Genomic DNA, 12,380 nt, shown 5'->3' on the forward strand with positions numbered 1-12,380 from the left:
GAAATCGASCTGATGCCCCATCAAGTCCRTCAGCGCCACGGGTACGCCCTTGTACGGCACGTGCAGCGCCTGTACGCCGGCCATCATCTTGTATAGCTCGCTGGCGATGCGGGTGGAGGAACTGCCGCTGGCGAAGGTGAGCTTGCCCGGCTTTGCCCTGGCCAGCGCGGTCAGGTCCGCCACCGTGTGCACAGGGCTGTCGGGCGGCACCACCAGCACCAGTCCGCTGCGGGCGATCAGCGAGACCGGCGCGAAATCCTTGATCGGATCGTAGGGCAGCTTCTTGAACAGGGAAGCGTTTGCCGCGTGCGTGGTGTTGGTGGTCACGAGCATGGTGTAGCCATCGGCGGGCGCCGTGGCGACGGCCTGGGYCGCGATAAAGCCGTTGGCGCCGGGCCGGTTATCCACCACGACGGATTTGCTGGTCTGGCCCGTAACGGCTTCGGCCACGAAGCGTGCGCTGCTGTCGGTGCCGCTTCCGGCCGGGAACGGGACGACCACGCGCACTGGCTTGGCGGGATAATCGCCGGCGTCCGCCGCACGCGCCGGGGTTGCAGGACCCGCGGCCAGCACCAGCATTGGCAGCAACCGGGCGATCGCCCGCCGTTTGAATGGGTGAGTCATGTTGTCTCCTCATGTGCCTTCGGCATCTGTCGGATGGTAAGAATCACGGGTGGCTGGCCCGAAATGAAAAGCGCCTCAGCTACGGCTATCCGGCACCGCCAGCGCCGGGTAGCGCGCGGTCAGGTGGGCCGGCAATTCCACGTCGAGGATGAAGCGATCGCCGCGATACCAGAAGCATCCCGCCGTCAGCACCTTGCCGTCGACATCGAGCGTGGTGCGGACAATCTTGGCGATGGGCGCGGCGAATCCATACGCAAGGTCGCGCGCCAGCGCGTAGTCGGCGGGCTCCACCGTCATGGTCTGGTGCATCATGCCCAGCCGCTCTCCCACCGCCTCGCGCAGCAGGCTGGCGATCTTGCGATGCTTCTCGCTGCCGCGCGGGAACTGGCTGAAGACGGATGCCGCCACGTATAGCTCGATCAGGCAGAACGGCTCGCCATCGTGCAGGTGAAGCTTGCGCAGGCGAACATAGCGGTCCAGCGGTTCGCCGCGCGTGGGCAATCCGGGCGGCAGGCTGACATCCTTGCGCTTGTCCAGGATGCGGATTTCCAGTTCGCTGCCGCCGACGAGTTCGTCGTTGATCACCGACCGCATGCCTTCGCTCGGGCCCGGCGGCAAGGCGGTCACATGCGTGCCGCGCCCCCGCTGGCTGCTGACCAGGCCTTCCTCGGCCAGCACTGCAAAGGCTTGCCTGACCGTGACGCGGGCGATGCCGTAGGTCTGCGCCAGCCGCTCGACCGTTGGCAACTGGTGCCCGACCGGCCATTCGCCGGACGCGATCCGGTGGCGCAGCACGCTGGCCAGTTGCCGATAGCGCGCCACCCCGCCGGTGCCGTCTTCGGGCAGCGCTTGCGGCCCGGCATCCGTGAGTGAGGTGGCAGCGGTACGCTTCGCCTCGCTCATGGCAGCAGGCCTCTTGGCACCCGCACGGGCATTGCCAGCAGGATCTGCGCCATACCCTTGCCCAGCGGGTCGTTGCGCAGCGAAGCCATGCCACCGCCGTCGAGCGCCGCTTCGCAGACCAGGTTGATCGCGTCGATGCCCGGCAGGTCGTAGCGCGTGACCGGGCCCTTCACCAGGTGGCCGAGCCACTGCGCCACGCGCGCCGTGGTCACCTCGGCGCGCAGCAGCGGCAGGTACTCCGGCCGGCGGGCGATCAGGCCGATGTTGGAGATATCGCCCTTGTCGCCGCTGCGGCCATAGGCAAGGCGGATCAGCGGGACTTCGACGAGGTCGCCGCCGGGATGGCCGGGCGCGGATTCGGACGCCGTGGAGCGCGGTGGCAGCGCGGCGTCCCCTGCCGCGCGCGCTCGCGCCGGCGGCATCGCCACTGGCGTGCGCTCCCCGTCCATCAGCACCGTGGGCGCCAGCGCGTCCTTGTCGAGCAGGAAGGCGTACTGCCGGATCGACGGCGACGGGCTGGGCCGGCCACTGCCGGACCCGGTGGTGCCCGGAGACCAGCTCGTTCCCGCAGCCGATATCTCGCGGGCGAACAGTTCCAGGGCGGCCTTCTCGGGATGCATGACCGCCAGCCGCATGATCGCCTCGCGGGTGTGGCGCGTCTGCGCGTGCGGGCCGAAACAGGACTCCGCGCCCAGCACGTCGATATGCGTGCGGGTGTAGTCGGCCCAGCCGTGTTCGGCAAACAGCCGGCGCGTGCGCGCGAGGATGGCCTGCGCGGTACGCTCGGCCTTGGCCACCGCGTCGAACCCGACGATGGTGAGCTGCGCATTGCAGCGAAACCCGTCGGCATAGGTTGCCGACACTTTGTAGGTACCGGTGGGGGCGCGGCCACGCGCGCCGCGCACTTCCACCAGGCCGGGACCGGCCTGCGCCAGCGTGACCTGCGTGAAATCGCAGGTCACGTCGGGCAACAGGTAAGCGGCGGGGTCGCCGATTTCATAGAGGATCTGCTCACCGACCGTGGCGGTGCTGACCAGCCCGCCGGTGCCGGGCGGCTTGCCAACGAGGAAGCTGCCGTCGGCGCGGCATTCCACGACCGGATAGCCGATGTTGGGCCAGTCCGGCACGCTCTCCCAATCGGTATGCAGCCCGCCGGTGGCCTGGCAGCCGCACTCGATGATATGGCCGGCCAGGCTGCCCTGCGCGAGATGGCCGTAGTCGTCCGCCCGCCAGCCGAACTCGTGCATCAACACGCCGAGCGTGACCGCGCTGTCGACGCAGCGGCCGGTAATGACGATCTGCGCGCCCTGGTCCAGCGCCTGCCGGATCGGCAGCGCGCCGAGATAGGCGTTGGCGCTCAGCAGTTTCTCCGGCAGGGGCCTGCCATTTTGCGCATCCATGTCCTGCACGCCGGCTTCGCGCAAAGCTGGCAGCAGCGGCATGACATCGTCCCCCTCCACCACCGCTATGCGCACGGCGATGCCTTGCTCGGCGGCGATGGCGGCCAGCGCCTGCGCGCAGCCTTGCGGGTTGATGCCGCCGGCGTTGCTGACCACGCGGATATTGCGGTCGACGATTTCCCCGAGCAGGCTTTTCATCGTCACCGTCACGAAATCGGTGGCGTAGCCGAGTTCCGGCTTGCGCAGGCGCGCTGCCGCGAGAACCRACATGGTGAGTTCGGCGAGATAGTCGAACACCAGGTAATCGATCCCGCCCTGGCGCACCAGTTGCGGTGCGCCCACGCTGCTGTCGCCCCAGAAGCCGGAGGCGCCGCCGATGCGGACCGTCCTGGCGCTGCTGTCGTCTTTTACGTTCACGTTTGCACGCATGCTCTCTGTCTCCACCTATGCCTTCACCGGTCCGCGCGTCGCACCCGCAGCCATCATCCTGTCGATCTCCGCATCGTCATAGCCGGCCTCGCGCAACACCTCGCGGCTATGCTCCCCCAGCCCCGGCGCGTGGCGCTGGTTGACAGGCGGCGTGCCCGACCACTCGCTCGGCACCGCCATCTCCCGGATGCGGCCGACGCCGGGGTGGTCCGTCTCGCGGAAGAAGCCGATATCGCGCAGATGCGGATCGTCGAGCAGCGTCTCGAACGTGTGCATGGGGAACACCGGGATATCGGCTTCCTTTAGCAACGCGCGCCACTCCTCCGTAGTCCGTTTCACCATCTCGTCGCTGACCATCGCGTAGAGCTCGGTGATGTGCGCCGTGCGCGTGGTGATACTGGCGAAACGGGGATCGGCTTCGAACAACTCCGCCTTGCCGATCGCCTTGAGGAAGGTGCGCCAGTGATGGTCGTGGTAGATCAGGCAGCACACATGGCCGTCGCGCGTCCGGTACGGCCGCCGCTCCGGCGACAACAGGCGCGGATAGCCGAAGCCGCCCCTGGCCGGCACGAAAGTCTCGCCGTACAGGTGGTCGCCCAGCACATAGGGCACCATGGTCTCGAACATCGGTACATCCACGCGCTGGCCCTTGCCCGTGCGAGCCTGCGCATAGAGCGCGGCGCAGATCACCCCGAAGGCGTAGAGGCCCACCGAGCGGTCGGCGATGGTGATCGGGAGATAGCGCGGGATGTCGCCGCTGCCCATCGCCACCGCCTGCGGCAAGCCGCTGGCGGCCTGGATCAGGTCGTCGAAGGCGGCCTGCGGCGCGTAGCGCCCGCGTTGCGAAAAGCCGAACATGCCGACATAGACCAGGCGCGGATTCAGCGCCGACAGGGTTTCATAGTCCAGCCCCAGCCGCTGCATGGCCTGCGGCCGGACGTTATAGGCCAGCACATCGGCGTCCTTCACCAACCGCAGCAAGGCTTCACGCCCGTCCGCCGATTTCAGGTCCAGCACGATGCCGCGCTTGTTGCGGTTCAGGCCCAGGTAGAGCGGCCCCATCTTCTCGTCGCCGCAAGGCCCGATGCCGCGCGTGACATCGCCCTCGGGCGGCTCCACCTTGATCACATCGGCGCCCAGGTCGCCCAGCATCTGGGTGGCCGAGGGGCCCATGAAAACCGCCGTGATGTCCACCACCTTGACCCCGGACAGGGCGCCTGCCGTCATTGCCATCGTCTCCTCCAAGCTGCCGTATTAGTTCTATTAATAGAACTATAGGGTAAGACAATGGACCGGACAAGGACGAAGTGGGTGCGCCGACCATGACGGCGACCGCAACGGCGGCCCGATGGATGCCATGCAATGCCGCCCGATCATTGACGCAAAGGCACCCAGGGCAGCCAACCGAGGAAAGCCTCTAGATGCTTGACAACACAATCAGCCCTGTGCTGGAACCCGCCTTTTTTTGGGTCGTGTTATCCACAAATACTGTGGATAACAGGGGGTTCGCTTCCCGCTAACCGGCATGCTGCCGCCAATCCGTTCGGACTGCCTAATGTTTCAGCAACTTGAAGAATTTGTGGCATATTCGTGGCTGCGACGCCGGCACCCACCCTTGCGGTGTTCGACGGTAGAACATTCACGCTTCCTTTTTTCCGCTTTTCTTCCCTTCTTTTTCGCTTCCGCTCTCCCTCGCGCGCGCGCCCGGGACTCCTGCCCCGGCCTCCGGGACCGCGCCCGGCCCCTTTGGACCCTGACCGGGACTCTCGCCTCATGGTTTGCGCACGATCCGCGGCCGACAATACCTGCTCGCCTTACGCTTGCACCGCCGCACCGTGCGATGCCGTTGAAGGAGGAGTCGGAGTCATGGATCACTTGCGGTTTCGGGACGCCCACCGGCCATACACCCACTGCACGGCGCACGCCCGGCTGTCTGTGCGCCTGCCGGGCGGCCTGACGGCAGATGGCGCGGCCGCCGCATCGCTCGTGCTTGGCGGAACTGTCCTGGTGTTCTATGCGCTGTACTGCGAGGCCGGCACGTGGGACACGCTGCTCGCGGCGGCGAGCCGGGTGGTCCGCGACCATGACATGCCGGTTCGGGACCTGGGCCGGGCGCTGTCGCTGGCGCGTTCCCTGCGCGGGCAGGCAGCGGTGGAGCCGGCGCCGTGGCCCCTGGCCGCGCAGGCCCTGTGGCACGACGTCAAGGCACGCGCGGATGCGTTGCCCGGCATCGGCACGGGGTACGCGCAGCGGCTTGTCCTGCTCCTGGCCTGCCTGCACTGAGGCTGCCCGGGACAAGCGAGGAGGCAAAAGGAAAGCGGAAAGGAACATGGGAATCTGTCATGCGCAGCGCGCCGAGCCAGGGATGGGATGGCTGCCGGTTCACCTCGCGCATATCGCCGTTGCACGGTCAGGGCGGTCACGTGCAGCCAGGTGCCACCGAGGAGATTGCCCATAGGAAGGACTTGCCGGATATGGCAACGCCAGGACCGGCACGCCTGATGGAGACCGATATGCATATGTATCTTGCCAAGACCCTGCTCACCGGTGCCGCGTTGGCTGCCGGCCTTCTCACCACAGCCCAGGCCAACGCGGGCGTGCGTGACCTGGCTCCGGGCACCGCACCCGCGCACACCAGCCAGCGAGACGCCTTTACCGACGGGGCGCGCATGGGCCAGCGAGACGCCTTCACCGACGGGGCACGCATGGGCCAGCGAGACGCCTTCACCGACGGGGCGCGCATGGGCCAGCGAGACGCCTTCACCGACGGGGCACGCTCCGGACAAGCCGGGGGCACTCCCCTGGCAACGCTCGGCCGCCAGGGATTTTCAGCGTGCGCGTCCCGCCCCTTCGATCCCTACCAGGACGGCATGCGCAGCGGGCCTCGCGACCCCTACTCCGATGGCGGGCGCAGCGGTCCGCGCGACGCATTCAGCGACGGTGCGCGCACCGGCCAGGCCGATCCGTATGCTAGCGGCACGGAATGCCTGTCCGCCCTGCAACCCATGGGCACGGCATGACGGCGCACCATCGCCATAGCCCGAGATAAGCGCTGGCGACAAGGCCGGCTCGCAACAAGGAGTGGACGTCATGCGTGGCCCCCAAAGCCCCAAGGCATCAAGCTGCGCATGACACCACCGGTGGAAAAGGCGTGCCCGGCACCTGCCGGCAAACACGGTACCCACGGTACCTTCACGCAGGATTTCCTTTGCTAAGCTAGGTGAAGCACGCGGTGCACCGTACGCGGCAGCCGTGCTTTGGCCTGTCGCGCCGGCTACTCCCGCCCGCGTGAACGCCCATGCCCACGCGCAAGCAACAGATTCGCCTTTGCACCAGCCCGGATGGCGTGCGCCTCGCTTACGCCATCAGCGGCCAGGGACCGCCGCTGGTCAAGGCGGCGAACTGGATGAGCCACCTGGAGTTCGATGTCGAGAGCCCTGTGTGGAGCCACCTTCTCAACGAACTATCGCATTGCCACACGCTGGTGCGCTATGACGAGCGCGGCTGCGGCTTGTCCGACCGCGATGTCGAGTTGTCTTTCGACGCTTGGCTGCAGGACCTGGAGACCATTGTCGAAGCCACCGGCGTCGATCACTTCCCGCTGCTGGGCATCTCGCAAGGCGCATCGATCGCGGTCGCCTACGCGGTGGCGCATCCCGGGCGGGTCAGCCACCTGATCCTGCATGGCGGCTATGCGCGCGGCAGGCTCAAGCGGGCGCTCGACCTTCGCCTGCGGGAAGAGGCCGAGCTGATGAACCGGCTCGCCGAGATCGGCTGGGGCCAGGAGAACCCCGCCTTCCGCCAGTTCTTCACGACGCAGTTCATCCCCGGCGGCAGCGCCGAGCAGCATCGCTGGTTCAACGAACTGGAGCGCGTGTCGACCTCGCCCGCCAACGCGGCGCGCTTTATGCGCATCTTCAATGAAATCGATGTGGTGTCCCAACTAAGCCAGGTATCCTGCCCCACCCTGGTGCTGCACGCCGTGCGCGATGCGCGCGTGCCCTTCGACGAGGGCCGGCTGATTGCCAGCCTGATTCCCGGCGCGCACTTCGTCCCGCTCGAAAGCGATAACCACCTGCTGCTGGAAACCGAGCCGGCATGGCAACGCTGGCTCGACGAGGTGCATGCGTTCCTGCCCGCTACCCCGCCCAGCGCGGACCTTGTCTTCACCGTGCTGACCCGGCGCGAGCGGGACATCGTGGAGCTGATCGCGCAAGGCCGCGACAATGCGCAGATCGCGGCGCATCTTGGCCTGAGCGAGAAGACGGTGCGCAACCACATCACCAGTGTGTTCTCCAAGCTTGAAGTGGAAAATCGCGCGCAGGCGATCGTGCTGGCCCGCACGTCGGGCTTTGGCCAGCTAGGCGCATAGCGTGGCCTCCGGCGGGTTATGCGGATGCGCGAGCCATGCGTTCCGGCATGGCGATCCGGCAAACCGATCTACTCGAGATAGCTGCCGAAGCGTGCACGGATCTCGTCAAGATTGGCGAGCGTGCCGGACAGGTGCCGGCGCAGGCTGGCCTGTGCCTCGTCGGCGTCGCCCCTGGCGATCGCATCGACAATGGCGGTGTGATCCGCCACCACGGCGTTCGCCTTGCCGGCGATCGGCAGGTGCAAGCGGCGCAGCCGATCCAGGTGGCCGCTCTGGCGGCGCACCAGCATCCACAGGTCCGGCACCCGCGCGGCTTCGTACATCTGGCGGTGGAAAGCCTGGTCGAACAGGGAGAACTCGGCGAAATCCTGCGCCGCGAGCATCGCCTGCTGCCGTGCCACGCTCAGGCGCAGCCGCTCGACCAGCGCCGGGTCGGGTTCTTGCGCCAGGGTGCGCACGATTTCCACTTCCACCGAACGCCGCAGGAAATGCGCTTGCTGCGCCAGGGCAACACTGATGGGGCTGACCACGGTGGCGTGCTGCGGGAAGATATCGACCAGCCCTTCCTCGCTCAGCCGCATCAGTGCATCGCGCACCGGCGTCTGGCTGATGCCGTATTGCGCGGCCAGCTCGGTACGCGACAGCACCGTGCCGGGGGTCAGCGTCATCGAGATGATCATGTCCCGCATATGCTCGAACACCTGCGGCGCGGCGTGCCGGGTGCGGTCGAACTGGAAATGCATCTGGGGAGGGGACAGGGTGGCTTCCATCTGGTGGTCTGGTTTCAGGACATTGATGCGCCTTATCGCGCATAAGGACGCTGCTTCGCGTCCCCTGCAGGCATTCTAATAGAAAGTTTTCCCGTTTGACACACTAATATATTAGTGCTTTAATGGCTCACATGAGATCAGTTGTCGTACCTCCAAGGGAGGGCGATCCCGATGACAACACCCATGGAAGAGACAATGACGTCCCGAAAGAAGACGCCCGAAACGCTGCGCAGCGCGCGCTGGTTTGCTCCCGACGACCTGCGCTCCTCCGGGCACCGCTCGCGCATCATGCAGATGGGCTACTCGCCCGACGAATGGCTGGACCGCCCGATCATCGCGATCATCAACACGTGGTCCGACATCAACCCCTGCCACTCCCATTTCAAGCAGCGCGTCGACGACGTCAAGCGCGGCATCCTGCAGGCCGGCGGCTTCCCCATCGAGTTGCCCGCCATCTCCCTGTCGGAGAGCGCGGTCAAGCCGACCACCATGCTGTACCGGAACATGCTGGCGATGGAGGCGGAGGAGCTGATCCGCTCCCATCCCATCGACGGCGCGGTCCTGATGGGCGGCTGCGACAAGACCACGCCCGGCTTGCTGATGGGGGCGTCGAGCGCGGGCGTGCCGGCCATCTATGTGCCGGCCGGCCCGATGCTGCGCGGCAACTGGAAGGGCAACGTGCTGGGCTCCGGTTCGGACGCCTGGAAATTCTGGGACGAGCGCCGCGCCGGCAATATCAGCAAGACCGAGTGGATCGGCATCGAGGGCGGCATCGCCCGCAGCCACGGCACTTGCATGACGATGGGCACCGCCAGCACCATGACGGCGATTGCCGAGGCCATTGGCATGACGCTGCCGGGCGCCTCGTCCATCCCGGCCGCCGACGCCAATCACATCCGCATGTGCTCCGAAGCCGGACGGCGCATCGTGGACATGGTGTGGGAGGACCTCACCCCGCAACGGATCCAGACACGCGCCTCTTTTGAGAACGCGATTGCGGTGGCCATGGCGATGGGCTGCTCCACCAACGCCATCATCCACGTGATCGCGATGGCGCGCCGCGCCGGGCACGACATCGGGCTGGGAGATTTCGACGCGGCCAGCCGGCGCGTGCCGGTGATCGCCAATATCCGGCCCAGCGGCGACAAGTATCTGATGGAGGATTTCTTCTACGCGGGCGGCCTGCCGGCGCTGATGAACCGCATCGGCGACAAACTCCACCTGGATGCCATGACCGTCACCGGCCGCACCCTGGGCGAGAACATCGCGGGCGCGGAGGTCTACAACGACGACGTGATCCGCACCCCGGAAAACGCGCTCTACCAGGAAGGCGCGCTGGCCGTGCTCAAGGGCAATATCGCGCCGGACGGCTGCGTGATCAAGCCCAGCGCCTGCGAGAAACGCTTCTTCAAACACACTGGCCCTGCGCTGGTGTTCGACGACTATCCGTCGATGAAGGAAGCGGTGGAGCGCGACGACCTCGACGTCACCGCCGACCACATCCTGATCCTGCGCAACGCCGGCCCGCAAGGCGGCCCCGGCATGCCGGAATGGGGCATGCTGCCCATCCCCAAGAAACTGGTGAAACAAGGCGTGCGGGACATGCTGCGCATGTCGGATGCGCGCATGAGCGGCACCAGCTACGGCGCCTGCATCCTGCATGTCTCGCCCGAGTCCTATATCGGCGGCCCGTTCGCGCTGGTGCGCACCGGCGACATGATCTCGGTCGACATCGACCGCCGCAGCATCCACCTGGAAGTGTCCGACGAGGAACTGGCTCGCCGCAAGGCCGCATGGACGCCGCCGCCACCGCGCTTCGGGCGTGGCTATGGCTGGATGTTCTCCCAGCACATCCGGCAGGCCAACGACGGCTGCGACTTCGACTTCCTGCAAACCGACTTCGGCGCGCCCACGGGCGAGCCCAGCATCTACTGATCACCGAATCCGCTCACCGACTCCGGACCCGCCATGACCCAAGCCAGCAAGCTCAGCCAGCCAATCATCGACCAGCTCAAGACCGTCAGCACGGCCACCCTGTGCACCGCGCTGTTCAAGCGCGGCCTGCGCAACCAGTTCATCCAGGACGTGCATCCGCTCAATCCCGAGCGCGGCAATATGGTCGGCGAGGCCTTTACGCTGCGCTATATCCCGGCGCGGGAAGACCTGAACCCGATCACGGTGTTCCAGGACCCGAACCACCCGCAGCGGCAAGCGGTAGAACAATGCCCGCCGGGCGCGGTGCTGGTGATCGACAGCCGCAAGGACGCGCGCGCCGCCTCCGCCGGCTCGATCCTGATCACCCGCCTGATGCAGCGCGGCGCGGCCGGCATCGTCACCGACGGCGGCTTTCGCGATTCGCCGGAGATTGCCCGGCTCGCCATGCCGGCCTATCACCACCGCCCTTCCGCCCCCACCAACCTGACGCTGCACCAGGCGATCGAGATCAACGGGCCGATCGGCTGCGGCGACGTCGCGGTGTTCCCCGGCGACGTGGTGGTTGGCGATGCGGAAGGCGTGATCGTCATCCCGCGGCACCTGGCCGAAGACATCGCGGCGGAAGCCGTGGAGATGACCGCCTTCGAGGACTTCGTCACGGAGGAAGTGATGAAGGGCCGCTCGATCATCGGCTTGTATCCGCCGACCCAGGAGCAAAGCCGGCTGGACTTCGCCGCATGGCGGCAGGCCACGGGCCGCTGAGCACTCACCTTGCGCGCAGCGCAAACCAGCACATGAGACAGCCGGCCCCGAACCGCGGGGCGAGGCCGCCACGGATGGAGACAAGATGAATCACAGTAAGCGAGGCGCGCTGCGCCACGTTGCCGCCCTCGGCATGCTGGCTACCGCCGGCGCCATCGGGCTCTTCGGCGCGGGCGCCCACGCCCAGGACAAATGGCCGTCGCGCCCGGTCACCTGGGTAGTGCCGTTCGCGGCGGGAGGCTCGACCGACATCGTCGCCCGCACCATCGGGCAGGAAATCTCGAAGTCGCTGGGCCAGCCGGTCGTGGTCGAGAACCGCCCCGGCGCGGCCGGCGCGGTGGGCGCGGGCTACGTTGCGCGCGCGAAGGCGGATGGCTACACGCTGTTCGGCGGCACCATCAGCACGCATGCCATCAATGCCAGCCTGTACAAGAACCTCACCTACGACCCGGTGAAGGATTTCGAGCCGGTCTGCCTGATCGCCTACGTGCCAAATGTGCTGATGGTCGATGCCAAGCTGCCGATCCATAACGTGAAGGAACTGATCGCCTATGCGAAGCAGCATCCGGGCCTGAGCTTCGCATCTTCCGGCGCGGGTACCTCGACCCACCTGGCCGGCGAGCTGTTCGCCGACATGATCAAGGTGCCGATGACCCACGTGCCCTACAAAGGCAGCCCGCAGGCGATACAGGACGTGGCTGCCGGCCTCRTCCCCTTTCTCTTCGATCAGCTGACGGCGGGCGACGCGATGATCAAGGCCGGCAAGCTGCGCGCGCTGGCCGTGACCTCGCCCAAGCGCTCGGCGCTGGCCCCCGATGTGCCGACCATGGCGGAGGCCGGCGTGCCGGGCTTTGAAATGGTGTCGTGGCAGGCTCTCTACGCGCCGCGCGGCACGCCGAAGGACGTGGTGCAGCGGCTGAACGCCGAAGTGGTGCGCGCGCTGAAGCAGCCCGCCGTGCAGCAACGGATGACGCAGCAGCTTGGCATGGAAGTGGTGGGCAGCAGCCCTGCCGAACTGGCGGCCTTCATGGGCAAGGAGATTCCGCGCTGGGCGGAGCTGGTGAAGAAGTCGGGCGCAACGGCGAATTGATCGCGTAATCGATTGCGTAATCGATTGCGTAGTTGATCACGTTAGCGCCGGGAACTACTCACTGAACAAAACCAATAAGCGCGAACTGAATCGCG

General features: G+C 66.8%; 11 protein-coding genes. 6 read left to right on the forward strand and 5 right to left on the reverse strand.

The window, feature by feature from the left end:
- The 4 genes from AC1DN0_RS21125 to AC1DN0_RS21140 form a co-directional block, all read right to left on the reverse strand.
- The coding region (locus AC1DN0_RS21125) for a Bug family tripartite tricarboxylate transporter substrate binding protein (protein WP_477145971.1) at positions 1–624 on the reverse strand (624 nt) is incomplete at its 3' end.
- 75 nt (positions 625–699) lie between these two features.
- Positions 700–1,527 (reverse strand): GntR family transcriptional regulator, encoded by an 828-nt coding sequence (locus tag AC1DN0_RS21130; protein WP_441625790.1) that lies wholly within the window; start codon positions 1,525–1,527, stop codon positions 700–702.
- Positions 1,524–3,356 carry an acyclic terpene utilization AtuA family protein gene (locus AC1DN0_RS21135; protein WP_477145972.1) on the reverse strand — a complete coding sequence of 611 codons (1,833 nt, stop codon included), beginning with the start codon at positions 3,354–3,356 and terminating at the stop codon, positions 1,524–1,526. The genes AC1DN0_RS21130 and AC1DN0_RS21135 overlap by 4 nt, the downstream gene beginning before the upstream one ends.
- Before the next feature lie 15 nt (positions 3,357–3,371).
- Positions 3,372–4,589, reverse strand: a complete 1,218-nt coding sequence (locus AC1DN0_RS21140; RefSeq protein ID WP_441625794.1) for a CaiB/BaiF CoA transferase family protein — start codon at positions 4,587–4,589, stop codon at positions 3,372–3,374.
- 633 nt (positions 4,590–5,222) lie between these two features.
- On the opposite strand from AC1DN0_RS21140, the gene AC1DN0_RS21145 reads away from it, so the two are divergent.
- From AC1DN0_RS21145 to AC1DN0_RS21155, 3 genes are all read left to right on the forward strand, one after another.
- A complete protein-coding gene (locus tag AC1DN0_RS21145; protein WP_441625796.1) occupies positions 5,223–5,639 on the forward strand; it encodes a hypothetical protein in 417 nt (138 codons plus the stop codon).
- Between the two features lie 191 nt (positions 5,640–5,830).
- Positions 5,831–6,376: a copper resistance protein CopQ gene (locus AC1DN0_RS21150; RefSeq protein WP_477111138.1), complete on the forward strand. Its 546-nt coding sequence runs from the start codon at positions 5,831–5,833 to the stop codon at positions 6,374–6,376.
- A gap of 278 nt (positions 6,377–6,654) precedes the next feature.
- A complete protein-coding gene (locus tag AC1DN0_RS21155) occupies positions 6,655–7,728 on the forward strand; it encodes an alpha/beta fold hydrolase (RefSeq protein WP_441625800.1) in 1,074 nt (357 codons plus the stop codon).
- A gap of 68 nt (positions 7,729–7,796) precedes the next feature.
- Here AC1DN0_RS21155 and AC1DN0_RS21160 read toward each other — a convergent pair whose 3' ends face one another.
- A complete protein-coding gene (locus tag AC1DN0_RS21160; RefSeq protein ID WP_441625802.1) occupies positions 7,797–8,498 on the reverse strand; it encodes a GntR family transcriptional regulator in 702 nt (233 codons plus the stop codon).
- A gap of 195 nt (positions 8,499–8,693) precedes the next feature.
- Here AC1DN0_RS21160 and araD point away from each other — a divergent pair, with 195 nt between their 5' ends.
- The 3 genes from araD to AC1DN0_RS21175 all read left to right on the forward strand — a co-directional run bounded on the left by araD (position 8,694) and on the right by AC1DN0_RS21175 (position 12,285).
- On the forward strand, positions 8,694–10,433 hold the full coding sequence (gene araD / locus AC1DN0_RS21165) for an L-arabinonate dehydratase (RefSeq protein ID WP_441625804.1): 1,740 nt from the start codon (positions 8,694–8,696) through the stop codon (positions 10,431–10,433).
- A gap of 33 nt (positions 10,434–10,466) precedes the next feature.
- Complete coding sequence (locus tag AC1DN0_RS21170) at positions 10,467–11,195, forward strand: ribonuclease activity regulator RraA (RefSeq protein ID WP_441625806.1); 729 nt, start codon at positions 10,467–10,469, stop codon at positions 11,193–11,195.
- 85 nt (positions 11,196–11,280) lie between these two features.
- The gene (locus AC1DN0_RS21175; RefSeq protein WP_477145973.1) at positions 11,281–12,285 is read left to right on the forward strand and encodes a Bug family tripartite tricarboxylate transporter substrate binding protein; all 1,005 of its coding nucleotides are present in this window, start codon (positions 11,281–11,283) and stop codon (positions 12,283–12,285) included.
- The last annotated feature ends 95 nt before the right edge of the window (positions 12,286–12,380 follow it).

The sequence above is a fragment of the Cupriavidus sp. 05N39 genome (assembly GCF_056397325.1).